The organism is Peribacillus sp. ACCC06369 (assembly GCF_030348945.1).
In the GTDB taxonomy this organism is placed as follows: domain Bacteria; phylum Bacillota; class Bacilli; order Bacillales; family DSM-1321; genus Peribacillus.
This window is the reverse complement of record NZ_JAUCEN010000002.1, coordinates 5,402,906-5,429,198: the sequence shown is the minus strand read 5'-3', so window position 1 is coordinate 5,429,198 and position 26,293 is coordinate 5,402,906. Positions and strand designations below refer to the sequence as shown.

The 26,293-nt window shown below is 42.2% G+C and carries 20 protein-coding genes; 14 read left to right on the top strand and 6 right to left on the bottom strand.

The window, feature by feature from the left end:
- Positions 1-179: 179 nt before the first annotated feature.
- Entirely contained in the window at positions 180-2,249 is a 2,070-nt protein-coding gene (locus tag QUF78_RS27505) for a catalase (protein WP_289327182.1), read from the top strand.
- Between the two features lie 63 nt (positions 2,250-2,312).
- On the opposite strand, the gene pepT is transcribed toward QUF78_RS27505, so the two are convergent.
- From pepT to QUF78_RS27480, 5 genes are all read right to left on the bottom strand, one after another.
- Positions 2,313-3,548 carry a peptidase T gene (pepT, locus tag QUF78_RS27500; RefSeq protein WP_289327181.1) on the bottom strand — a complete coding sequence of 412 codons (1,236 nt, stop codon included), beginning with the start codon at positions 3,546-3,548 and terminating at the stop codon, positions 2,313-2,315.
- Positions 3,549-3,699: 151 nt separating this feature from the next.
- The gene (locus QUF78_RS27495) at positions 3,700-5,181 is read right to left on the bottom strand and encodes an alpha-amylase (RefSeq protein ID WP_289327180.1); all 1,482 of its coding nucleotides are present in this window, start codon (positions 5,179-5,181) and stop codon (positions 3,700-3,702) included.
- A gap of 372 nt (positions 5,182-5,553) precedes the next feature.
- Positions 5,554-7,260, bottom strand: coding sequence for a CotH kinase family protein (locus QUF78_RS27490; protein ID WP_289327179.1), 1,707 nt, complete (start codon positions 7,258-7,260; stop codon positions 5,554-5,556).
- 68 nt (positions 7,261-7,328) lie between these two features.
- A complete protein-coding gene (locus QUF78_RS27485) occupies positions 7,329-8,021 on the bottom strand; it encodes a DUF4956 domain-containing protein (protein WP_289327178.1) in 693 nt (230 codons plus the stop codon).
- A 36-nt stretch (positions 8,022-8,057) separates the two neighbouring features.
- On the bottom strand, positions 8,058-8,741 hold the full coding sequence (locus tag QUF78_RS27480) for a polyphosphate polymerase domain-containing protein (RefSeq protein WP_289327177.1): 684 nt from the start codon (positions 8,739-8,741) through the stop codon (positions 8,058-8,060).
- A gap of 254 nt (positions 8,742-8,995) precedes the next feature.
- Here QUF78_RS27480 and QUF78_RS27475 point away from each other — a divergent pair, with 254 nt between their 5' ends.
- The 12 genes from QUF78_RS27475 to rbsB all read left to right on the top strand — a co-directional run bounded on the left by QUF78_RS27475 (position 8,996) and on the right by rbsB (position 23,485).
- Positions 8,996-10,348, top strand: coding sequence for an aspartate aminotransferase family protein (locus tag QUF78_RS27475; RefSeq protein ID WP_289327176.1), 1,353 nt, complete (start codon positions 8,996-8,998; stop codon positions 10,346-10,348).
- Positions 10,349-10,355: 7 nt separating this feature from the next.
- A complete protein-coding gene (locus QUF78_RS27470; RefSeq protein ID WP_289327175.1) occupies positions 10,356-11,864 on the top strand; it encodes a pyridoxal phosphate-dependent decarboxylase family protein in 1,509 nt (502 codons plus the stop codon).
- A gap of 2 nt (positions 11,865-11,866) precedes the next feature.
- Positions 11,867-13,669, top strand: coding sequence for an IucA/IucC family protein (locus QUF78_RS27465; RefSeq protein WP_289327174.1), 1,803 nt, complete (start codon positions 11,867-11,869; stop codon positions 13,667-13,669).
- The gene (locus QUF78_RS27460) at positions 13,659-14,243 is read left to right on the top strand and encodes a GNAT family N-acetyltransferase (protein WP_289327173.1); all 585 of its coding nucleotides are present in this window, start codon (positions 13,659-13,661) and stop codon (positions 14,241-14,243) included. Before QUF78_RS27465 ends, QUF78_RS27460 begins: the two co-directional genes overlap by 11 nt.
- Complete coding sequence (locus QUF78_RS27455; protein ID WP_289327172.1) at positions 14,218-15,546, top strand: lysine N(6)-hydroxylase/L-ornithine N(5)-oxygenase family protein; 1,329 nt, start codon at positions 14,218-14,220, stop codon at positions 15,544-15,546. Before QUF78_RS27460 ends, QUF78_RS27455 begins: the two co-directional genes overlap by 26 nt.
- Positions 15,547-15,568: 22 nt before the next feature.
- Complete coding sequence (locus QUF78_RS27450) at positions 15,569-17,380, top strand: IucA/IucC family protein (RefSeq protein ID WP_289327171.1); 1,812 nt, start codon at positions 15,569-15,571, stop codon at positions 17,378-17,380.
- Between the two features lie 466 nt (positions 17,381-17,846).
- Positions 17,847-18,833, top strand: coding sequence for a LacI family DNA-binding transcriptional regulator (locus QUF78_RS27445; RefSeq protein WP_289327170.1), 987 nt, complete (start codon positions 17,847-17,849; stop codon positions 18,831-18,833).
- Positions 18,830-19,714 carry a ribokinase gene (gene rbsK / locus QUF78_RS27440; RefSeq protein WP_289327169.1) on the top strand — a complete coding sequence of 295 codons (885 nt, stop codon included), beginning with the start codon at positions 18,830-18,832 and terminating at the stop codon, positions 19,712-19,714. Before QUF78_RS27445 ends, rbsK begins: the two co-directional genes overlap by 4 nt.
- Positions 19,711-20,103, top strand: coding sequence for a D-ribose pyranase (rbsD, locus tag QUF78_RS27435; protein WP_289327168.1), 393 nt, complete (start codon positions 19,711-19,713; stop codon positions 20,101-20,103). Before rbsK ends, rbsD begins: the two co-directional genes overlap by 4 nt.
- A gap of 18 nt (positions 20,104-20,121) precedes the next feature.
- Positions 20,122-21,603 carry a sugar ABC transporter ATP-binding protein gene (locus QUF78_RS27430; protein WP_289327419.1) on the top strand — a complete coding sequence of 494 codons (1,482 nt, stop codon included), beginning with the start codon at positions 20,122-20,124 and terminating at the stop codon, positions 21,601-21,603.
- A gap of 1 nt (position 21,604) precedes the next feature.
- Positions 21,605-22,549 (top strand): ABC transporter permease, encoded by a 945-nt coding sequence (locus QUF78_RS27425; protein WP_289327167.1) that lies wholly within the window; start codon positions 21,605-21,607, stop codon positions 22,547-22,549.
- Positions 22,550-22,564: 15 nt separating this feature from the next.
- Positions 22,565-23,485: a ribose ABC transporter substrate-binding protein RbsB gene (rbsB, locus tag QUF78_RS27420; RefSeq protein ID WP_289327166.1), complete on the top strand. Its 921-nt coding sequence runs from the start codon at positions 22,565-22,567 to the stop codon at positions 23,483-23,485.
- Positions 23,486-23,691: 206 nt separating this feature from the next.
- Here rbsB and gdhA read toward each other — a convergent pair whose 3' ends face one another.
- The gene (gene gdhA, locus QUF78_RS27415; RefSeq protein ID WP_289327165.1) at positions 23,692-25,074 is read right to left on the bottom strand and encodes an NADP-specific glutamate dehydrogenase; all 1,383 of its coding nucleotides are present in this window, start codon (positions 25,072-25,074) and stop codon (positions 23,692-23,694) included.
- A gap of 153 nt (positions 25,075-25,227) precedes the next feature.
- On the opposite strand from gdhA, the gene gltC reads away from it, so the two are divergent.
- Entirely contained in the window at positions 25,228-26,133 is a 906-nt protein-coding gene (gene gltC, locus QUF78_RS27410; protein ID WP_289327164.1) for a glutamate biosynthesis transcriptional regulator GltC, read from the top strand.
- Positions 26,134-26,293 lie beyond the last annotated feature (160 nt).

The window sequence follows — 26,293 nt, the reverse complement described above, 5'->3', positions numbered from 1 at the left end:
TCCTCACTGGAATCATTTTTTTGTTTTATGATGACGGGAAGATTCTTTTTCTGAATTCTGTTTACCCGTCAAAATAGAGTGGTATATGAGGAAGGATAACGCAATTATACGAATTTAAAGTAAATACATACCACACGAATTAAACTGAAATTTTTGAACATGGAGGGGAATGAACAGGGATGACAAAAGCAAATGAAAGCGGAAGAATCGATGAACAAAGTAAGCAACGGCAGTTGGAACAATATCGAGTGGACGATAATGGGAAAAAGATGACGACTAACCAAGGTTTGCGTATTTCCGAGGATGAACATTCTTTGAAAGCGGGAACCCGCGGTCCCACTTTGATGGAGGACTTTCATTTTCGTGAAAAAATGACTCATTTTGACCATGAGCGTATTCCTGAGCGGATTGTGCATGCACGTGGGTCTGGAGCACATGGATATTTTCAGGTATATGAGCCGATGACCGAATATACAAAGGCCAAGTTTCTACAAGACCCTACAGTCAAGACGCCAGTATTCGTTCGTTACTCCACGGTAGCGGGTTCCCGCGGATCGGCAGACTCGGTTCGTGATGTCAGGGGATTCTCGACAAAGTTTTATACCGAGGAAGGAAACTACGATTTGGTTGGAAATAATATTCCGGTATTTTTTATCCAGGATGCCATTAAGTTCCCTGATTTAATTCATGCCGTTAAACCTGAACCTCATAACGAAATACCTCAGGCTGCGTCTGCCCATGATACTTTTTGGGATTTCGTCGCCAACAATGAAGAAACGGCACATATGGTCATGTGGCACCTTTCAGATAGGGCCATACCAAGAAGTTTCCGGATGATGGAAGGGTTTGGTGTCCACACATTCCGATTTGTGAATGAAGAAGGTGTGGCCCATTTCGTTAAATTCCATTGGAAGCCTGTACTGGGAGTTAAATCCCTTGTTTGGGATGAAGCGCAGAAAATTGCAGGGAAAAATCCTGATTTTCACCGCCAAGATCTGTGGGAAGCAATAGATACTGGAAATTATCCTGAATTTGAATTTGGCGTGCAAATGATTAAGGAAGAAGATGAATTCAAATTCGATTTTGATATCCTCGATCCCACTAAACTATGGCCGGAAGAACAAATCCCGGTGAAAATAATCGGGAAAATGGTTTTGAACCAAAATACGGATAACTTTTTTGCAGAGACGGAACAGATAGCTTTCCATCCGGGGCATGTTGTACCGGGTATTGATTTTTCAAATGATCCGCTGCTTCAGGGTCGTTTATTCTCATACACCGATACCCAGCTATCCCGATTGGGAGGCCCGAACTTCCACGAGCTTCCCATTAATAGGACGGTTGCCCCCGTTCATAATAATCAACGCGATGGCATGCACCGAATGTCAATAAATCCAGGGCCTGTCAGTTATCATAAAAACTCCCTTGCAGGTAACTCTCCTGAACCTGCTTCAGAGGAGGAAGGCGGCTATGCACATTACCAGGAAAAAGTCGATGGCAGAAAGGTCCGTCAACGCAGTGAAAGTTTCAAGGATCATTACAGCCAAGCAAAACTATTCTGGAATAGCATGACGGAAGTGGAGAAGGAGCATATTATTCAAGCTTTCCATTTTGAAGTGGGAAAAGTGAAAAGTAAGGACGTTCAGCAGCAAATTGTCGAGATGTTCAGTAATGTTGATGTAGAACTGGCAGAAACAATCGCTATTGGAGTGGGGGTGAATCCTCCTACAAACAAGAGTGATGTCAAATTGGATTGGGCTTCCCCGGCTTTAAGCCAAGAGCAAATGAAAGTAAACACGGCCGCAACAAGAAAAGTGGCGATCTTGGCTGCCGATGGTTTCAACGGATCAGAGGTTAATCAAGTTTTGGAATCCTTTAAATCAACAGGTATAACTGCTGAAATCATCAGTAATAATCGTGGAGTGATTACAAGTTCAAAAGGACAGCAAGTTGAGGTGAATCAGACATTCCTGACAGCCGATTCGGTACTTTTCGATGCTGTATATGTGGCAGGAGGCCAGGAGAGTGTCGATACGCTAAAGGCATCCAAGGAACCAATTTACTTTGTTGATGAAGCTTACAATCATTTCAAGGCGATTGGTGCAGGAAAAGAAGGAGCCGAGATTTTAACGAAGGCAGGCATAGGTTCCATTGAGCCAGCCGGAGGCATTGTAGCTGTTTCGGAGAAAAATGGTGTAGCTGCCTTTATCGAGGCAATTGCCAAGCACCGTCACTGGACACGCGCTTAATTTTGAAAAAAACCCCAGACTTGGAGTCTGGGGTTTTTTTCAATAAAGACAGTTCGTATCAAGCTACTTCGCTTTTTCTTCAAGAAGCGATGCAATGCCAACAATCACCTTTGTGGCCAGGACCATATTATCGACGGAAATAAATTCATATTTGCCATGAAAGTTCTCTCCGCCCGTAAAAATGTTGGGTGTTGGCAGTCCCATATACGATAATTGAGATCCGTCCGTACCACCGCGTATTGGCGAGATTTTTGGTTTTATACCGAGTTTCTCCATTGCTTCATGGGCAATATCCACGATTTCCTTCACGGGTTCAATTTTTTCCTTCATGTTGTAATATTGGTCCTGTAATTCAAGTTGGATACGATTCTGCCCGTATTTTTCTTTTAAATCTTCGATGACTTTCGTTATATATACCTTACGTTCATTAAATTTTTGGCGGTCGAAATCCCTGATGATGTAAGAGAGCTTGGTCTCTTCCACATCGCCGTGAAAAGAAAGAAGATGATAAAATCCTTCGTAACCCTCCGTATATTCCGGTGCTTCTGCCACTGGGAGCTTATTATGGAGTTCCATGGCGATTTTAGCCGAGTTCACCATTTTTCCTTTAGCCGTACCAGGGTGAATATTCGTACCTTTGATCAGGATCCTGGCCGATGCAGCATTGAAGCTCTCATATTCAAGTTCCCCAAGTGGGCCGCCGTCCACGGTGTAGGCAAATTGGGCATCAAAAGCATCTACATCAAACTTATGTGGTCCCCTGCCGATTTCCTCATCGGGAGTGAAGGCAACACGAATTTTTCCATGCTTGATTTCCGGATGCTGTATCAAATAATCCATGGCAGTCATGATTTCGGCAATGCCAGCCTTATTATCTGCTCCCAACAGGGTTGTTCCATCCGTTGTAATCAAGGTATGCCCTTTGTAGTTCTTGAGCGAAGGGAAATCATTAGGTGAGAGGATGACACCCAATTTTTCATGTAAAGTAAGATCTTTGCCATCATAGTTGTCAACGATCTGTGGTTTTACATCTTTCCCGGTGAAATCCGTTGCTGTATCGACATGAGCCAAAAATCCAACTGTCGGAATATCCTTTTTTGAATTGGCTGGCAAGGTTGCCATGACATAGCCATTCTGATCAATTGTCACTTCCTTCATCCCAATGGATTGAAGTTCCTGGACCAATGTATTTGCCAAGGTCAACTGTCCGGGTGTAGAGGGGCATGATGGATTTGCCTCATTCGATTGGGTATCCACTTTCACATAAGAAGTGAATCTTTCAATGATTTCATTTTTCACTTTCCTTCAACTCCTTTTTCCCTTATCTTACCATGATTGGTCGTGATGGAAAAATTATCTTTCACTAGGATGGTGGAGGAATTTCAGATCTTTGTCATCAGCAAAGAACAGCATATCTCCAATCGACATGCTGTTCCGGTGCTATCTCATTTTAGAGTGGTGTTGCTTTAAGCGGTGCATCATTCAAGGCCCATACGGATACGCTTTTCCCATGAACGGGAAAGGTCGCGTAACCATCTTCTTCAATGGTAATGTGGTCATCTCGATGACAGGTTAAATCACTCCAGATTTCACCAGCCCGATGTTTACCGACGAACATCCTTTTTTCACTGTTGTGATCACCATTGGAGATAACGACCGCACACCCCGAGCCTTCTAGCTCTTCAACCCCGAGCCGGACCCAGCCAATCGTATTATGATCATCAAAATAGTCCGTCTGTTCCCCGTAAGCTTTTTCATGCCTTGCATATAAGAGGCGATCGAGAATATCCTGTTTACCAGGTACCGGAGAAGGCCCGCCGATTCCATAATAGTCCCCGTAAAAGACACAGGGATAACCGCAAAGTCTAAGCAGGATAAGAGCATATGCCGATGGTTTAAACCAGTCCTTTACCCAGGATTCCAGTGATTCATGAGGTTGGGAGTCATGATTGTCGACAAAAGTGACAGCCTGCGCCGGATTGGTTTGGACGAGGGTATCATCAAAGATGGTTGAGAGGTCGAAGTCAGTTCCTGCTTTTGAAGCCTCATGAAATTTATAATGCAGGGAAACATCGAACAAGTTGAGGTCATGATTGGTTTGCTCTAAGTAAGTTTGACAAGCTTTAACATCCGCCTTCCAAAATTCGCCGACCATGAAGAAATGTTCCTTTGTATAAGGAATGAGTTCTTGTAGAAACTCATTGATGAATTCATAATCAATATGTTTAACGGCGTCCAAACGAAAACCATCACACTTTAACGTATCAACCATCCATTTTCCCCAGTTAATCATTTCCCGCCGAACTTCTGGCAGACTGTAATCGATGTTGGCAAACATTAAATAATCATAGTTTCCGAATTCATCGATGACATGCTTACTCCAGTGTTTATTTTCGCCTGTGATTCGATATACACCCATTTTGTCGTTTTCGGCATCGTAGTCAGTCCCATTAAAATGAGTATGGTTCCACTTAAAATCAGAGTATTTATTTTTACGGCCTGGAAAATCGAATGTTGTCCAGCCTTCAATTTCAAAAGGTTCTGAAATATCTTCCATACGATTGTCTGGATTGACTTCAATGACTTCTATTTTTTCGGTTCCATCTGCTCCTGCCTTGTGATTCATGACTAAATCGATATAAACGCAAAGTCCGTAGTTATGACAGGTGGCTATTGCTTGAAGCAATTCATCTTTGGTTCCGTATTTGGTACGAACGGTTCCTTTTTGGTCAAATTCCCCCAAATCGTATCCATCATATATTCCATACCCGTTATCCCCAATGGATTGCCCTTTGGTAACCGGCGGAAGCCAGACGCAATCAATTCCTATATCCTTCAACTTGGAGGCTGCATATTTCAATCTTTCCCAATGAGAACCATCTGCCTCAAGATGCCACTCGAAAAATTGCATCATCGTATGATTTCTTTTCATCCGTTCCCCCCCTGACACCGACACGTTTTGATAAAATTGAAGCAGAACGATCGGATAAAGTAATAGTGGAAATCTTTACCCTCTAATTTCAAATGATAAACAAGTAAACAAATCCCTCTGAATAGAGTTTCATTTACCTCTCTATTTTACTATTTTATACCAAATAAGGGTATTTTATATTGATTAGCAATTAAAAATTATTAAAAGGTGGAGGAATAACCCGGTTAAAGTATTAGGAAGGCGGAAAAACGATATAGTTTAAGTTCTTGGTCTAAAGTCATCGACGAAAATAATGGATGGCTTTACGCCAAAGCAATAAAAAAGGTATCCCGAATATTTTGGGATACCTTTTTCGTATTGGAAGGGCATGGTCTATCCTTTTTTACCTCTCCGTTTAAAGAAGTGGGCAAAGACCATTGCACCAAATAATAAGAGTAGGAGCACGGAAGATAGAATGATCGTATTTTTGGATGAGCTGCTGTTATCTGTCCCTTGTTGCCCCATGTTCCCGTTCATACCAGGAGTTGCTCCATTCTCGTCATTCACCATGTTAGGGGACTGCAAGGCAGCCCCATTCTCGCCGCCGCCCATGTTTGGTGGTGGCTGGCCTGCATTTGCGTTATCGCCCCTATTAGGAGCTCTGCCGCCCATACTGCTTTCTGTTTCAGCCTCCACAACCAGATCTCCAGAAAGCTGTGCTAAGATAGACTCAGCTCGTTGGGCAGCGAAGTCAACCAGGGTTTCCTCGCCTGACGTCGCTTCTGTATACTCTTCAATTGTATAGAATTTAGTCGGGTCCTTTTTCACATATGGTGTGATTAATGTAGAAATATCAGTTGTCATTGCTGTCATATTTTCTTCAGAGAAAAAATCTGTGGCAATGCCGTCTAGATAATCATAATATTTTTCACGGTACCCGTCGTTGGAAAGCAGGGCATTCAATAAAGGACGATCTTCAAGGGTTGTACCTGATACAGGTTCGGTAATGCTGAAGTTGATATTACTTTCATTCATGAAATTTGAACTCATATCCATCATTCGGCCACCGTTCTTATTCGGTGCTTCTCCAAGGGGCTCCGTGTCATCCTTGTTAGCAGTATCGTTACTCTCAGCAGCCACTTCATTTTCTTTATCGGATGCGCCTTCCTGGCGTCCCCCGCCTCCGGAAAAGCCTCCAAATGACATATTATAGTCCCAGGGCAGCATGGAAAAGACGCCATTTTCCTCATATAGATAGTAGTTATGCTTTAATGTGCCTTGATAGTGATCGAGGTTGACGAGGGCTGTATTGGCTGCAAAGTAGCGCAATGTTTCATCTACATCCAAAACTTCTTCTAAATCCCCGCCATTATTGATGGCATCAAGCATCTTGATCATCGCAGATTGATCAGAACTTTCATTTGTTTTTAAGTTCAACCCTGTATAATCATCAATATCTTCACCAATCCATTTTAAATCACTTCCGGTGCCATCAGGATAATAAAGGTCACCATTGCCAGATGGAAAGTTATTATTCAAAAATGTTTCATTAATAGATTCAACGCCTAAATATAAGCCCCATTCTTTTCCATTGATGGTCACGTACATATAGGAATGTCCGGGAGTTGCTATGCCCATCTTTTCCATTAGCTCATATGAAAGGTACTCCCTCATATACGTGGGGTCACTATAATTATTATTTAAATCAAATTCTTTCAGGCCATGTAAATTTTGATCTGACTGATAGTAATTAAAATCTATATTCCAGCTGTAGCGTTCCGAATCTTCCATTTGGACAACAGAGTTTAAGGAAAGGTTCCCTTTGGTTCGAAACCCTACATTTTCAACTTTTTCCCCATTAATGGTCACATCTGATGCAACAACTTCCTTTTCAGAGGGGTTATCCAGGATTGAATCCAAATCATCATCAGCCAATGTTATATCAACGGTTGTCACCTTGCTTTGGTCAAACACGGACCCCGTATATGTATTTCCTTTAGTGGCCTTTTCAATTGTCAGATTGGGAAGGAAAGACATCACTGCTATAAAGATGGCGATAAGTAACCCAATCGACGCTACGACGTATCTTGTCTTTAACATGCCAGGCTCCTTTCTTCTGCATTCTTATATGGCGGACAAGCCATGGAATCTTATGTCCGCCATCTATCTTAAGCAGTGAAGTTGCCATCATAACTCAACATGATGGCAGAATGAACGCTATTCATGTCCTTGACTTGATTAATGAATTCCGCATTATTATCTTTTAATCGAATTTCATATGTCACTTCAAGATTATTATCCGGCATGACCGACTTTGATTTGATGGAATGCTTTTTCACTTTATTGGATATCATTTCGTCTAACGTTTTTTCAATTGAGGCATCTGTATATTTAACGATAAATAAATAAGGATTTTCTACAGTGATCCGGTTCGCAAATGTGAGCATGACAATACCTATTAAAATAGCACCGATGATAACCAGTGGAATTAGTCCTGCCCCGCATAAAATCCCGGAAGCGGCTGCCCAGAATAGGAAGATCAAGTCCATGGGATCTTTAATTGGCGTTCTGAATCGAACGATGGAGAGGGCACCGACCATACCAAGGGAGATAACGATATTAGTTGAAATACCCATGATGATCAAAGCCGTTGCCATTGTCATGATGATGAGGGAAATATTGAAATTGTGTGAGTACATCACACCGGAAAAGGTCTTCTTATAAATGACGTAAATAAACAAACCGATGGCAAATGCCAACAATAACCCAATTAGGGAGTCAATGATTGAAAAGCTCTCTGTCTTGTCTAAAAAGCTTGATTTGAAAATATCATTAAAAGTGCTAGTAGTCGTCGTATCCATGTGCCATTCCTCCAAATATTATGTGTTTAGCTGAAATCAGCCGTATCTTCTGCTTAGTTGATATTTTGAAAAAGCCGTTTTTCTAGTATCGATGATGGATAACAATTGTTTGATGATATCCGGAAGAAACTCATCAAACTTTATTTCCAGGATGACCCAATCCGGGTCTAGTGCATCGACGACGATTAATTCGGGATTCAGGAAGTCCGTATCCCGATAGCTGGTTTTCACATTGCTGTCGAAGGTGACCCGCACATTTCCATACTCATAGATAAATACCTCCCTTTCATAGTCGACGACTGTTGTCGGCTTGATTTGGAAAAGGGTCATTTGAATGTATAAGTCCCTAAGGATATCCCTTGAATCTTCGGACATCCAATTTATATCCCCTGAACGAATTCGTTCGTATTCTTCGGCAGACAGCCTGCACTTCTGTTTATAGGTAAGGTTATCCCGCTTACTCTTTTTTTCTAGATTGATGAAATCAGTATTATGATCATAAAGTCTAGCCCTGAACTTATCCCTGTGATAGAACCCCTCCGTTTTTTGCCGCAGGATTTTATTGTCAAAGTTATCGAAATAGACACTTCGAATTAAATACTTCCCATCCAGCCCATGGGGATCAAGCCTCATGAAGTTTTTCAGATTATTTCTTAATAAATAACAATCTGCTCTGGTGATTGCATGCTTGAGTTCCCGCCTGCCCTTTAAATCATTCATTGTTGTTCCTCCTTTTTCATGTTTTTACTAGGTTCAGCTTATAAACACAATCTTAATAAAACCTTAATAACAATTTTCTGTTTAATAGATAAATAGAGAATAGGCCCCAGTTTTAACCTTTTCTTAATTTTATTGGAATTTATTAGAAGAAAAATGAGTGGATTTACTCATTGAGAATAATTATCATTATCAGTAAAATGAATCTCATGATAATGATAATTATTCTCAATTAATTCAATACATGGAGGCTCACTATGGTAACGAATACTCTTACAAAAAATGATCAATTACTGGAACAACAAAATACAAGGGAATCAAATGCCCGATCTTATCCTAGAAGATTACCGATAGCCATCGATCAAGCGGAGGGAATTTACCTAACAGACATGGATGGAAAACGATATATTGATTTTCTTGCCGGGGCTGGAACATTAGCGCTCGGTCACAATCATCCGGCTGTGCTTGAAGCAATGGAAAAAGTTCTTAAGGATAAACGGCCGTTACATACATTGGATTTTACGACGCCAATCAAAGAGCAGTTCGTTGATGAAATTTTTGAAAGCCTGCCTGAAGAATTCAGGAAAAATGCAAAAATTCAATTCTGTGGTCCTACTGGCGGGGATGCCATTGAGGCAGCACTTAAATTAGTAAAAACAGCCACAGGCAACAGAAGCATTTTATCCTTCCAAGGAGCTTATCACGGGGCAACCCATGCAACCATGTCAATCAGCGGCAATACAAAACCAAAGGAAAAGATACAAGGGTTAATGCCAGACGTACATTTCCTTCCGTATCCCTATCAATATCGCTGTCCTTTTGGAATAGGCGGAGAAGAAAGTCATAAAATCAGTAGCCAGTATATCGAAAATCTACTGAACGATCCTGAATCTGGATTATTGGCACCTGCAGGAATGATATTAGAGGCAGTACAAGGTGAAGGAGGTTCCATTCCCGCTCCAATTCCTTGGCTTAAGGAAATCAGAAGAATTACAAAAGAGAAGGGCATTCCGCTAATTATCGATGAAGTTCAATCCGGTATCGGCCGTACAGGAAAAATGTTTGCCTTCGAACATGCAGGAATCATTCCGGATGTTCTTGTCTTATCTAAAGCAATTGGCGGAAGTCTTCCATTATCGGTGGTAATTTATAACAAAGAGTTGGACCTATGGTCTCCAGGTGCACATATCGGTACGTTCCGGGGAAATCAATTGGCGATGGCAGCAGGAACAGCGACTTTAAAGTATATGAAAGAGACGAATCTTGTGGAGCATTCCGCTAAAATGGGTGAAATCTTAAAGGATATTCTTAAAGATTTGCAAAAAGATATTCAGCAGATCGGGGATGTTAGAGGCCGTGGATTGATGGTCGGTGTCGAAATGGTCAAGCATGAAGAACCTCAAAATCCGAATGGAAGCAATCCAGCTGATTCGGAACTTGCCAGTACCATTCAACAGGAATGTTTTCAAAGAGGATTGATTCTGGAAGTGGGCGGCAGACATGGAAGTGTAGTGAGGTTCCTGCCACCATTGATCGTAACGGAATCCCAGCTTCGCGAAGCCACTGCCATTTTTGAACAGGCTGTTCGTGCAGCTGTAGCTAGAGGGTGAATTATCAATGATTGAAATGATAAATAAAACGGATTTTGCTTATTCTCCATTGTTCTTGAATAACGAAGAAGGTTTCAATAACTACAGCCAGTCATTAAAAATCATGGAAAAGAAGCTGATGGCCTTTTTAAAAGGGAACAATTCACCATACTCTGGGAAAAATCCGTATGAAATAGAAGCAAGATTAAACGGACTGACCCTCGCTTCTCTAAAAGGGGAGACGATTGAAGCAGTTGCGGCTGAGCTGGCAGAGTTTATTATTGATGACAGCATCAATGTACACAGTCCTACTTGTATCGGGCATTTGCATTGCCCGACACTAATTCCAGCCGTGGCAGCCGAAATGATTATCGGTACGTTGAATCAATCCATGGATTCATGGGACCAAAGCTCGACGGCAACTTTCGTTGAAGAGCGTTTAATAGATTGGCTGTGCAGTCAGGTAGGGTTACCGGAACAAGCCGATGGGATTTTCACAAGCGGTGGTACCCAATCTAATTACATGGGACTGCTATTGGCAAGGGACGCCTATTGTAAGCGTTTCTGGGATGTGGACGTTCAACAGCACGGCTTGCCAGTCGAGGCGAAAAAACTGCGGATCCTATGCTCCGAGGCTGCCCACTTTACGGTTCGTAAATCAGCGGCACAGCTGGGGCTTGGTGAACAGGCAGTGATCACGATTAAAACAGATTCAAATCATCGTCTGTCCATGGATGATTTGAATCATCAGTTGCTGCTTTTAGAGGAACAGGATTTACTTCCATTTGCTATCGTTGCAACTTGTGGAACGACGGATTTTGGTTCAATCGATCCATTACATGAATTGTCCGAAGCTGCTAGGAAGAATCGGATATGGCTGCATGTGGACGCTGCATATGGCGGTGCGATGATTTTAAGCAAGGATTACAAAGAGTTAATCAGCGGAATTGAACGGGCCGACTCGATTACGGTTGATTTTCACAAATTATTCTATCAACCCATCAGTTGTGGTGCTTTTCTTGTCTCGGACAGCAACTCATTTCAATATATCCAGCATCACGCCGATTACTTGAATCCACAGGAAGATGAAGCGGAGGGCATGGTTCATTTAGTCAATAAATCGGTTCAAACGACGAGAAGGTTCGATGCACTGAAACTCTGGATGTCATTGAAGGTCGTTGGACTGGACACCTTTGCTGAAATGATCGACTATACTTGTCATCTTGCACGTGAAGTGGCTGTGAAGATCGAAAAAGCGGATGGATTCACAGTATTAAATAAAGATCCTGAATTGAATGCAGTTGTATTCCGTTATGATCCCTCGGGAGAAAGTGATCAGCTAGTAAATCTATTAAATAAACAGATTCAGCAGGAATTACTGAAAAGCGGACGGGCATTTTTAGCAAAAACGCGTTTTGACGGACAGGTATATTTAAAAATGACACTATTGAATCCAATGACAAGGCTTGAACACATAGAGGAAATTTTAGACGAAATTCGAGTTTTAGGTGAAATGTTCAAGATGATGGAGGAATGAAGATGAATGGTAAGCAAATAGCTGAAAGGGCAACGATGCAAAGCTTTCTGAACTGTTATTTCCGGGAAACCGGGAATTGCAGTTTAGAAGAAACGAGAAACTGGCCAGATTTGGAGGGTTCCATTCCGGATTCATTATTAGTCAGTAATCTCAGATCCCAAGATATTGCATTGCTTGTTCCACTTAAATATTGGTCGGTAACGGGGCGTCATATTTTTACCTTCCCGATTTACTACCAAACAGCATCCAAACAAGTACGTGAATTAGATTATGTGACAATGGTCTCGATTGTTTCTAAAGAGTTATTGAATGAGCAGGGCCGGACGGATAGTGAAGATGAATTGATGCTGCGTGTTATCCTTAGCAGCCAAAATATTCAACGTTATGTGGAAGCGAGGACAGAAGACGCTGATGCACTTCAAAGTCCTGATTTTACATACATCGAAGCAGAGCAGTCGCTTTTATTCGGCCACCTGTTCCACCCGACACCGAAAAGTAAGCAGGGCATTTCAGAAAAAGATGAATGGATCTATTCACCCGAATTAAAAGGGGAGTTTCAGCTGCACTATTTCCTGGCAGAGCCTTCGATCGTCATCCAGGATTCTAGTGAAGTCCGATCGGCAAGTGAGATCATTAAACAGGAATTAGCTGGTGACTTGGAGATTTCCAGTGAATTTCGTGACACGTATTGCCAAAAGGAAAGCCGATACAGCATTATCCCGGCACATCCGCTCCAGGCAAAAGTGCTTATCGAAAAAGAAGAGGTTAAGAGGCTAATCGAGCAAGGAACACTAGTTTATGCAGGACCGCTTGGAAAAAAATTCACGGCTACCTCTTCATTTAGAACGGTATATAGTGCCACATCGAGATATATGTACAAATTTTCCGTTCCGGTTAAGATCACGAATTCATTACGTGCGAATTTGCAAAAAGAACTAGATCGTGGTGTGGAAATTGCTAAATTAATAGATTCAAAAGTGGGCGATGATCTAAAAGAACAGCATCCCGCCTTCCGTGTTATTAAGGACCCTGCTTATCTAACGATCAAAACAACTGAACAAGAATCAGGTTTCGATGTTGATATTCGGGAAAACCCTTTTTATGAAAATGATAAACAAGCAAGCCTGATTGCAGGCTTATGTCAGGATAATGCCTATGGTGCACCATCAAGGCTTGGAGCGATCATCCGCAAATTGGCAGCTGATGAAAACCGCAGTACCGAAGAAGTAAGTAAGGAATGGTTCAAAATTTATCTTTCAATGACATTAAAACCGATGCTTTGGCTATTTGAAGAGTATGGAATTGTTTTAGAAGCCCACCAGCAAAATTCAATCATTCAACTTCAAGATGGCTATCCATCCACTTTTTATTATCGTGATAATCAAGGGTATTACTATTGCGAGTCCAAAGTAGACAGGTTGTTGAATATCCTGCCTGAACTAAGTGAAAAAAGCTTCACGACTTGTTCTGATGAAGTCGCTGAAGAAAGACTTCAATACTACTTCTTTTTCAATCACTTATTAGGCTTAATCAATAATTTTGGTACGGAAGGATTAGTATCAGAGAAAACCCTGTTACAGCTCGTTCAGGAACAATTGGAAACAAGCAGCAGGGAAAGCGAGGATGAAGGGTTGAATCGAGTTGTTTCAAGGCTGCTTCATGCCCGGGAATTATCTTGTAAGGCTAATTTACTGACGCGATTTCATGATATGGATGAGCTTGTCGGTTCACTTGAGACACAATCCGTTTATACAACGATTGATAATCCATTCGCGCAGGGGGTTTTAACCGCCTATGAAAAATAGTTATGAAGAAAATCTGAAGGACTGTAATCAACAGCTTTCATTTGTCAAAGTTGAATTTGAGAGGGATGTAGATACACTGCATAAATGGATGCATGAAGAACATGTGATACCCTACTGGAATTTAAATTTCACAAAAGAAAAGTTTGCTGTTCATTTGCAAAAGGCGTTGGCTGACACACACCAAACACTCTATCTTGGCTGCCTTGATGCAATCCCCATGAGCTATTGGGAATCGTATTGGGTAAAAGGCGATATCATCGAAGATTATTATGAGTCCGAAGAGGGAGATCAAGGCATTCATTTACTCATTGGTGATTCAGATTACCTTGGAAAAGGACTGGCTTTGCCGTTTTTACGTGCAATGGTGAAATACCAACTGCTTTCTTCTAGAACAAAAAAGGTGATGGCGGAACCGGACATTCGAAATGCAAAGATGATTTACTTATTTGAAAAGTGCGGTTTCACCCCAATTAAAGAAATTGAGCTCCCTGACAAAACGGCATTGCTAATGTCATGTACACGGGAGAATTTTGAGAGGAAGTGGAAGTATGGAGAAGCAACAATCTATCTATGACCTGGTAGGGATAGGGATAGGCCCCTTTAACCTTGGACTTGCGGCCCTTTTGGAGAAAACCCCGGAGTTGAATGCCGTCTTTTTTGAGAAAAAGCAGGAATTTAATTGGCATGAAGGAATGCTGCTGGAAGGGACAACACTGCAGGTACCGTTCTTTGCCGATCTAGTTAGCATGGCTGATGTGACTAGCCCATATAGTTACTTGAGTTATTTACAGCAGCATGATCGTCTCTATCATTTCTACTTTCTTGAAAAATTCTTGATTCCACGAAAAGAATATAACGACTATTGCCGCTGGACTGCCCATCAACTTAAAAGCTGCTGTTTTGGAAAGGCGGTGGAGGCGGTGGAGTATATAGGTGATCAAGGTGAACCCTTCTATCAAATCAGTGTAAGGGATGCACAAACACAAAAGATCGAAGTCTATTATAGCCGTCATGTTGTCATGGGAATTGGCACCGCCCCGACTGTCCCGTCGGCATTTCACCCATATATGGGGGAGAGCATCCTGCATTCGGCCGATTATTTACGGAACAAAGAAAATGTCTTAAAGAAAAAATCCGTAACGGTTGTCGGATCTGGACAGAGTGCAGCCGAGGTCTTTCTGGATCTACTGAATGAGCAGGAGCAATATGGCTATCAGCTTAACTGGTATACAAGATCCAAGGGGTTTTTCCCTATGGAATATTCAAAACTTGGGTTGGAATACTTCACTCCGGATTACCTTGATTTCTTTTATCGGCTGCCACAGGAAAAGAAGGATGAAATTCTGCCTAAACAGGATCTATTGTATAAAGGGATCAGCGCCACGACAATTGCAGCAATTTTTGACAAGATGTATGAAAAATCGATTGGAAATGCCGAACTTTCCATTGAACTTAGGGCCATGACGGAAGTTTCGGCGGTAACTCCCACCGAAAATGGCTGGGGATTGAAATGCCGACAGTGGGTAGAAGATAGAGAATTTGATGTGGACACAGAGGCGATTGTTTTTGGAACGGGCTATAAATCAACCCTTCCGGCATTCCTTGACACCATGGAAGACCTTTTAGTCCGCGATGATTTGGGGCGGCTTACAATAACGAAAGATTATAGAGTAGGAACGGCCATCACTACGCAGAATCACCTTTTTATTCAAAATGGCGAGATACATACACATGGTGTGGGTGCTCCGGATCTAGGCTTAGGGGCCTTCCGAAACTCCATCATTATCAATCAATTGGCAGGTAAAGAGATTTATCCATCAGAGCCAAAGGGTGCTTTTCAGTCATTCCGTGTAAAATCACCTGTCATGGCTTACTAAGAGAAGGGAAGGGAAGCATTATATGCAGTTCATAAATGAAGTGGAACAGGCGGTTTCAGAAAAAAATTGGTCGATAGTAAACCAAAACCTGCTGGCCAAGATGATTTCTGAGTATATGTATGAAGATATGATCAAACCAGCTGTCTTGAACGAAAATGCAGCAGGAAACCTATATGAGTTAAAGATAAATGAGGGGAGATCTTATCAATTTTTGGCTTCACCCCGTCTTTTTGACAGCTATGAAGTACAGGCCGAGTCGATCCAGGTATATGAAACGGAAGGTTTTACACAGGCCAATGATGCTATTCAATTCATTTTGGACATCCAGCCGGTAATTGGGATGACTGCAGAAACAACAGGACATTTAATCAAGGAATTCCATCATACGCTGCTTGCGGACCTCCAATTGCTATCCAAACCTGAACAAGACGCGGATGATTTGGTCGAACTGGACTATGCTTTACTTGAAGGGGAAATGAGCGGTCACCCTTGGATTGCTTATAACAAGGGAAGAATCGGTTTCGGTTTTGATGATTATTTGAAGTTTGCTCCAGAAAACCAGAAGGAAGTTCAGTTATCATGGATTGCGGTCCATAAAACGAGGGGTGAGTTCAATTCTATTGAAAAGTTGTCTTATAAGCAATTGATGGAGAATGAACTGGATGAAGAAACCCAAAAATCATTTGCAAAAAGATTGACAGAGAAAGGCCTGAAGTCAGAAAACTATTTCTACCTCCCAGTCCATGAATGGCAGTGGAAAAATGTAATCATCCAGAATTTTACCGATGACTTGGCTAAAGGGTTGATTGTAGCTTTGGGAAATGGTCCTGATGAGTATCTTCCGCAACAATCAATTCGGACATTTGTTAATGTGTCGAATAAGAATAAACACCACGTCAAGCTGCCGATGAGCATTTTAAATACGCTAGTCTACCGTGGATTACCAGCGGAGCGCACAGTCATTGCTCCAAAAATCACAGCGTATATTAAGAACATTTATGAAAATGATTCATTCTTGAAGGAAGAATGCAAAGTAGTGCTTCCAGGTGAAGTGGCCAGTTTAAACGTTGACCACCCGTATTTTTCCAAGCTGGAGAATGTACCCTATCAATATTTGGAGATGCTAGGCGGTATTTGGAGAGAAAGCATATACAGTTATATGGAAGAAGGCGAAAAGCCCATTACACTTGCTTCCCTTTTACATGTGGACTACAAAGGGAAGCCATATGTGGAGAGCCTTATTGAAAAATCTGGATTGACTGCGGAAGCCTGGACAGCTCTATTATTCGATGTCATTCTATCACCACTGCTACATTTTATCTATCAATATGGATTGGTCTTCTCGCCGCATGGTCAAAATACCATTTTAGTTTTGAAGGATTACAAGCCTCATCGTTTGGCCATCAAGGATTTTGTGGATGATGTAAACGTCAGTGATCAGCCGCTTCCTGAATTGAGTAAACTTCCTGATGATTTAAGAAAAGTATTAAGAAGTGAAACCCCTGAAGGACTGGTTCAATTCATTTTCACGGGACTATTCATCTGTCATTTCCGTTACTTGTCAACACTCCTGATGAAGAGGTCCCTTTTGGATGAGAATGTCTTTTGGGAAGGCGTCGCTCAAACAATCCTTACACATCAGAAAAAATTCCCTAGGTTACAGGATCGTTTCGATATATTCAATTTCTTTGCGCCAAAATTAACAAAACTTTGCCTGAATAGAAATCGGATGCTTCAATATGGATATAGCGATGGTGAAGACCGTCCGCATGCATCTGAGTTTGGGCATGTGAATAATGCCCTTTATGAAAAGTTACCTGCAAAAACGCAATAAAGTTAAACTGGCTCAGACTTTTGAGCTAATTTCAGACTGTAGACGAACTCAATAAGAATTGAGTACGTCTACAGTTTTTTTGGATTTTTAAATTTTGACCGTTGATTTCCGCTTCAGGTACTCGCTTTCCGCGGGCGGTCCGCCCTCGGAGGTCCCCCTTGGACGCGTATTCCCCCGCAGGGGCCTCGTACCTTCCGTTCCAACAGTTAGGTAGAACTCCTATTGCCTACCAAATAGAAGTATTAAATAAATCTAGAGGTAATGAGGATGTAAAACCTATATATGCAAAACGGAAAGAGACGGTAGAGTCCGATAAGTATTAAAAATGTACGCATTAAAAAGGATTGTGTTATCCGGCTTGATTCAAACTACCTAAAATTTTTCTTTGGAATAGGGCTTGCCGTTCATATAAATTGGTGATAAGCTATTGTGTAAACGGTTACACAAAATTATTGAGGTGGATATATTGGCAACTATTCGGGATGTTGCAAAGGAAGCTGGGGTTTCTGTGGCAACGGTTTCCAGAGTTATGAATGGCAGTGGTTATGCACATGAGGACACAAAAAAGGTGGTCATGGCAGCTGTTGAAAAATTAAATTATAAACCGAATGAAGTGGCAAGATCCCTTTATAATCGTAAATCCAAATTGGTTGGTTTGATTTTGCCAGACATTACGAATCCCTTCTTCCCTGAAATGGCAAGAGGTGTCGAGGATTATCTGCAGCAATTCGGGTATCGATTAATCTTTGGGAATAGCGATGAAAAGAGAGATAAAGAAATAGAATATATTGACACTTTTCTTCAGAATAATGTAGTGGGCATGATTGCTTCAACCAGTGAAGAAGCCAATGAAAATTTTGATAACCTGGAAATTCCAGTTGTCCTTCTTGACCGTACAGCAGAAAAATTACCAGCTGTTTATTCCGATCAAAAGACAGGCGGTAAGCTCGCAGCACGCGTATTGCTTGATAGAGGCAGTACAAATATCGTCCTCATCAGGGGACCAGTCGAAATAAAACCTGTATATGAACGGTACATGGCAGCATTGGAAGAATTGAAACAAGCCGAAGTGAATGTGCAAGTCATGGATTCATCCCTCACTCTTCAGGGCGGCCAAATTTGCGTGAGACAGCTGTTCGAGCAATATCCAAAAACGGATGGAATCATTGCTTGCAATGATATTGTTGCAGCTGCCGCACTTCAAGAGATTTTAAAACGGGGAATACGGATTCCGGAAGACATACAATTGATAGGCTATGATGATATCGCCTTCACTGCGTTATTGCACCCACCGTTATCGACAATTCGGCAGCCAGCCTACGAGATGGGGGCACAAGCCGCGGAAATGCTAATTAAAAAGATCAATCAGGAAAAATTGGAAGTGCCGCACAAAAAGCTCCCTGTTTCTTTTGTGGAGAGACAAACAACGAGAAGAAAGGCGGAGAAGGCATGATTAGAATTACAGTAGTGGGAAGTTCCTCAATGGACTTAGTGGTGACATCAGCTAAGCGGCCAATAGCAGGGGAAACGGTTTTAGGAGAGTCGTTCATCACGGTTCCTGGAGGAAAAGGAGCCAATCAGGCTGTGGCTGCTGCCCGACTTGGTGCTGAAGTATCCATGGTTGGATGTGTAGGTGATGATGTCTATGGTGAGATCATTTTAGAAAACCTGAAAAAAAATCATATAAACACGGAGTATGTGGAACCGGTTACAGGTACAGCCTCCGGTACAGCACACATTACCCTTTCAGAAGGTGATAACAGTATTATTGTCGTAAAAGGTGCAAATGATTTCATTACTCCTGAATATGTACAAAAGGCGAAAAAGGTCATTGAGGAGTCGGATATCGTGATGGTTCAGCAGGAAATTCCTGAGGAAACAGTGGAATTTCTGGCTGAATTGTGCAACACGCTTCAAAAGAAATTACTTTTGAACCCAGCTCCAGCCCGCAAGCTAAGCGAGGCTGTCATTCAACAGGCATCATTCCTTACGCCGAATGAACATGAGTTCGAAATACTTTTTAATGGCCGGGATCGAACGAAAGTCTTGACTGAGTATCCAAATAAATTATTCATTACCGAAGGGAAAAATGGCGTCCGTTATTTTGACGGGCATGAAGAAAAGGTCGTTCCAAGCTTTGTAGTGGAAGCAGTGGATACAACAGGGGCAGGCGATACATTCAATGCTGCCTTTGCGGTGGCCGTTGCAGAAGGAAAAAGTTTTGACGAATGCTTGTTATTCGCGAACCGGGCAGCCTCCATTTCCGTGACGAAGTTAGGCGCTCAAGGCGGCATGCCGCAAAGGAAAGAAGTCGAAAGGGGCCTTGAAGCATGAAACGTCAAGGAATCATCAATAGTTCAATAGCCAAGGTCCTGGTTGACCTTGGTCATACGGATTATATTGTCGTGGGTGATGCGGGGCTGCCGGTACCATCGGGAGTCTGGAAGATAGATTTAGCTTTGACTCCTGGAACACCATCTTTTCAAGATGTCGTTCGAGCCGTTCACGAAGATATGGTTGTTGAAAAAGTTATCGCTGCCACTGAAGTGAAGGATAAAAACCCAGAACAGCATCAATATTTGGAGCAGCAATTCGGGGAAGGGATTGAATATGTTTCCCATGAGGATTTTAAAAGGCTGACAAGTAACGCGAAAGCAATAATCCGGACTGGGGAGACGACGCCGTATTCAAATTGCATATTGCAGTCTGGAGTATTCTTTTAAAGAAAAGAGATGATGAGCATGCAAATCGAAATGCACAATATTTATAAAGCATTTGGACAAAACAAGGTATTGGAAGGTGTTCATTTTTCTTTAGAGGCAGGAGAAGTACATGCACTAATGGGGGAGAATGGAGCGGGGAAGTCAACCTTGATGAACATTTTGACCGGGCTGCATAAACAAGACCAAGGAACGATCGAGATTAACGGTAAAGAAACCTCATTCAAGGATTCAAAGGAAGCGGAAGAGGCGGGAATGGCCTTTATCCGTCAGGAATTGAATATTTGGCCAGAGATGACCGTGCTGGAGAATCTATTTATCGGCAGGGAAATGGTAAATACCTTCGGTGTCCTAAAGACGAAACAAATGAAAGCGCGTGCAAACGAGATTTTTAAAACACTTAATATTTCCCTTCCTTTTGATAAGGAAGCCGGCCTTTGTTCTGTCGGGGAACAGCAAATGATTGAAATTGCCAAGGCGCTTATGACGGATGCCGAAGTCATCATCATGGACGAGCCCACAGCAGCTCTGACCGATAGAGAAATAGAGAAGCTCTTTGAAGTGATGAAAGGACTTACTAAAAAGGGTGTATCACTAGTTTATATCTCTCACCGAATGGAAGAAATTTTTGCCATTTGTGATAGGATCACCGTAATGCGTGACGGAAAAACAGTCGATACGAAAAAAATTGCAGATACAAATTTCGATGAAGTCGTTCAAAAAATGGTCGGGCGGGAGTTGGAGGATCGTTTTCCTCATCGTGAAGCAAACCCTGGCGACGTAGTCCTCGATGTAAAAGGATTAACTAAAAAAGGGCTTTTTGAAGATATCCATTTCGCAGTACGGCAAGGCGAGATTGTGGGTGTAGCCGGATTGATGGGAGCTGGCAGAACAGAAATAATGCGCGCCCTTTTTGGTGTCGACCAAATAGACAGCGGTGAAATTACCATTGAAGGCAAGAAAGTTTCCATACGAAAACCAACGGATGCAGTTCGACACGGCCTGGCCTTCATTACGGAAAATCGTAAAGAAGAGGGGCTGATACTGGACTTTTCAGTAAGGGAAAATATCGGCTTGCCGAATCTGAAAAGCTTTGCTCCTAATGGACTCGTAAAAACGGAGGATGAGAAAAACTTTGCCGAAATGATGATTAAGCGACTTCACGTAAAGACATCTTCGGCTGAAACGATCATCGGCAATCTTTCCGGAGGGAATCAACAAAAGGTGGTAATTGCCAAATGGATCGGCACTTCCCCTAAAGTTTTAATTATGGATGAGCCAACCCGAGGCATAGATGTTGGTGCAAAACGTGAAATTTACGAATTGATGAATGAATTGACGGAGCGAGGCATCGCCATCATCATGGTTTCGTCAGAACTTCCGGAAATCATTGGAATGAGTGATAGAATCCTTGTGGTTCACGAAGGTGAGATTGCTGGGGAATTGTTAAAGCAGGAAGCGACGCAAGAAAAAATTATGGCATTGGCGACAGGAGGGAACTAGGATGAAACTTGAGGCTACAGGGAAAAGCGGGATTTGGCAGAAATTTGGTCCGTTACTTGCCCTGGTACTATTATTTATCGTAATAACCGTTTTAAATCCATCATTCATGGAACCGAATAATATTTTGAATTTATTGCGTCAAACCTCCATCAATGCACTTATTGCATTTGGAATGACCTTTATCATATTGACAGGTGGCATCGACTTGTCCGTCGGTTCCATTTTAGCTCTATCCAGCGCACTTATGGCTGGCATGATGGTCTCGGGAATGGATCCTATTTTAGCAATATTAGTAGGCATTCTGCTAGGTGCAATAATGGGTATAATCAATGGGATTCTCGTTTCAAAAGGAAAAATGGCCCCTTTCATCGTGACATTGGCCACCATGACGATATTCCGGGGATTAACGCTTGTGTATACGGATGGAAAGCCGATTACTGGAATTGGCGATTCTGAAATGTTCCAGATGCTTGGGAGAGGATACTTCCTGGGACTGCCAGTACCGGCTGTTGTGATGGTCATCGCTTTCTTAATCCTATGGTTCCTGCTTCATAAAACATCCTTTGGCCGTAAAACATATGCAATTGGCGGAAATGAAAGGGCTTCCCGCATTTCGGGAATTAAAGTTGACCGAGTCAAGGTGGCCATATATGGTCTGGCCGGTACGATGGCAGCAATTGCCGGTGCCATTTTAACATCCCGTCTGAATTCGGCACAGCCGACGGCAGGCCAATCCTATGAAATGGATGCCATCGCAGCCGTGGTCCTGGGTGGAACGAGCCTTTCAGGCGGTAAAGGGCGGTTGTTCGGTACGCTGGTGGGTGTCCTGATCATCGGTACCTTGAATAACGGCATGAATTTACTTGGTGTATCCTCTTTTTACCAGCAAGTGGTAAAAGGTGCAGTTATATTAATCGCGGTCTTACTTGACCGTAAAAAATCATAAGAAGAGGTGTAATCAATGAAAAAAATAGTATCGATCATCATGGTTCTTTCTTTAATGGTCTTAGCTGCCTGTTCAATGGATTCTGGTCTAAAAGATGATAAAAAAGAAAAGAAAGACTCCATGAAAGACGTGAAAGTCGGAGTCAGCATCTCAACTTTAAACAATCCATTCTTCGTTTCCTTAAAAGATGGTATTGAAAAAGAAGCAAAAGAAAAAGGCATGAAAGTTACAGTTGTTGACGCCCAGGATGATACAGCAAAACAGATTAGCGGAATTGAAGATTTAATTCTTCAAGAGGTTGATGTCCTTCTTGTGAATCCAACTGACTCTGCGGCAATAACTTCAGCCGTTCAAGATGCAAATGATGCGGGCATTCCCGTTATCACGATTGACCGCTCTTCAGACGAAGGTGACATTGAAACGTTCATCGCTTCCGATAATGTGGCTGGCGGTGAAATGGCTGCAGAATATCTAGTTAAAGAGCTTGGCGAAAAAGCGAAAGTAGTGGAACTTGAAGGGGTATCCGGAGCATCTGCAACTCGTGAACGTGGGAAAGGTTTCCACAATATTGCGGACAAGCAGTTAGATGTCCTGACAAGCCAAACGGCGGAATTCGACCGGACAAAAGGGCTTAACGTCATGGAAAATATCCTCCAAGGCAATAATGACATCCAAGCGGTATTCGCCCATAATGATGAAATGGCACTTGGGGCCATTGAAGCAATCAAGGCAGCAGGAAAAGACATCATCGTGGTTGGTTTTGACGGAAATGATGATGCATTGAAAGCAGTTGAAACCGGTGAACTAAAAGCTACAATCGCCCAACAACCGGCACTTATCGGTGAAGAAGCGGTTAATGCGGCTGAGAAAATCTTAAAAGGCGATAAAGTGGATGGCACAATATCCGTTCCATTGAAATTGGTCACCAAAGAATAATTGTCTGCAAACCATGAGAGTGCCAGAACTTTTCCGGCACTCTTTTTTTTTATAGTAAGAAAGAAATGTTTTAATCTCATTGATGTTATCTGAGTGTGGATATTCAGCTTGAATTGAGATGAATAAGAGGGTAAAAAAAAGTGAGATCACTCTTTTACAAAAGTAAGGCGGCCCCTGTTGGAACCGCCTCCTAAATCAACCGATTGCTAGAGTATACCTTGAGTCAGCATTGCATCCGCCACTTTAAGGAATCCGGCAATATTGGCCCCTATAACTAAGTTACCAGGCTCACCATATGCTTCTGCAGCTTCTACACTGTTTTTATAGATGTTTTTCATGATTTGATGCAGCTTGGCATCGACATCTTCAAAAGTCCAAGGCATTCTTGCGCTGTTTTGGGCCATTTCGAGTGCAGACACGGCTACGCCGCCTGCATTGGCCGCTTTTGCTGGTCCAAAAAGGATGCCATTATTAATGAATACTTCAATGGCCTCAAGGGTTGAAGGCATATTAGCACCCTCACCGACTGCCTTCACATTATTTTTGATCAGTAATTTTGCTGCTTCTTCATCGATTTCATTTTGTGTGGCACAAGGAAGTGCGATGTCGCATGGTACAGACCAAATGCCATAGCTTCCTTCATGGTATACAGCTTCGGGGTGTGCATCGACATATTCGCTCAATCGTTTTCGTTCCACTTCTTTTAAACGTCGAACTGTATCCAGGTTCAGACCGTTTTCATCATATATGTAGCCATTGGAGTCGCTGCAAGCAACAACTTTAGCTCCCAATTGTGTAGCTTTCTCAATGGCATGAATCGATACATTGCCAGATCCGGAAATAACGACAGTGCTGCCACGGAATTGTAACCCTTTGTCATTAAGCATCTCCTCGACGAAGTAAACCGTTCCATATCCAGTTGCTTCTGTACGGGCCAAGCTTCCGCCATAACTTATTCCTTTACCAGTTAAAACACCGGCATGGTAGCTACCTTGAATCTTTTTATATTGACCGAACAGGTAACCGATCTCCCTTGCACCGACTCCGATATCACCAGCTGGTACGTCTGTATCAGGGCCGATATAGCGAGATAGTTCCGACATGAAGCTTTGGCAAAAACGCATGATTTCCGCGTCCGATTTTCCTTTTGGATCGAAGTCTGAACCGCCTTTTCCCCCACCAATCGGCTGGCCTGTAAGAGAATTTTTAAAGATTTGCTCGAAACCAAGAAACTTTATGATGCTGGAATTGACAGTGGGATGGAATCGAAGACCGCCTTTGAATGGCCCGATTGCACTATTGAATTGTACACGAAAACCACGGTTGACTTGAACATTTCCCAGGTCATCAACCCAAGAGACTCGGAAGGTGATCATTCTTTCGGGCTCAACCAGCCTTTCCAATATCCCGCTTTTCATATAATTTGGATGTTTTGCAAAAACGGGGACCAATGAAAGGAATATCTCCTTTACGGCTTGATGGAACTCACTTTCGTGAGGATTACGCTCCTTTACCTGTGCGTATACTTGACTTACGAACTCTCTAGCAACTTGTAAATCCTCATGCTCGACTTCTTGTGAAGTGGTCATTGTTCTCTCTCCTTTAGTAAAGTCAAAAAATATTAATTAGGGTAAGCTTATCGGTTTTATATAATACTTTCATGATATAATTTAAAAGTGAAATAAACAATCTGAATATTAGATAAATAACATGCTGTTTTGATATGAAAGAGGGAGCTTAGATTGGAATTAAGGCAAATCGAATATTTCATTGAAGTGGCAAAGCGTGAACATATGACGGAAGCAGCAGTGGACTTGCATGTTGCCCAGTCTGCTGTCAGTCGCCAAATTTATAATTTAGAAGAAGAATTGGGCGTGCCCCTATTTATCCGGGAAGGCCGAAAGATTAGATTGACGCCTATTGGATATACATTTTTAGCCCATATGGAACAAGCTATGGATATAATCAATCGTGCTAAGCGTGAGATGGCTGAAAGTCTGGATCCAGAAAAAGGGACAATCCGCATTGGCTTTCCCAGCAGTTTAGCTTCTTATATATTGCCAAGGGTCATTTCCGACTTCAGGGAAAGTTATCCGCTGGCGAAATTCACATTGAAACAAGGTTCATATCGCTACCTGATAGATTCGGTGATAAAAGGTAACATAAACATGGCCTTGATTGGCCCCCTGCCGGTGAATGAAAAGAAAATCAAAGGAGAAACGCTATTTATTGAGAACTTAGTTGCCCTTTTACCAGAAAGCCATCCTTTGGCCTTGAAGAAGTCATTATCATTAAATGAGCTTCAAGGAAACCCGTTCATCGTATATCCAAAGGGCTATGTTTTAAGGGATCTCGTTATGAAAGCATGCAGACTGCATGGTTTCGAACCGGAAGTGGCATTTGAAGGAAAAGATACTGATGCTATAAAAGGCCTAGTGGCAGCAGGTCTGGGTATAACCTTGATTCCTGAGATTTCCTTGATTGATAGCTTGCCTCGCTTTACGGTTAAATTGCCGCTGGAGGATCCATCTGTAACCAGGGCTGTAGGGGTCATCGTTCCGACTGATAGGGAACTGATGCCAACGGAGAAATTGTTTTACCAATATTTGAAGGACACTTTTGCAAAATTGGAAGGATTTCAAAAATAGGATGGGTATCTATTAGAATAGTCATAAATCCAGCTAGTGAGAGAATCCTTAATCGGGTTCTTTTTTTGTCGCAAATGTATCGAAATATCTCCATGTAGCACCTCCTTAAAAGGGATATTTTATTTTGAAATAATACAATCCTAGTTTTTATTGGATGAAA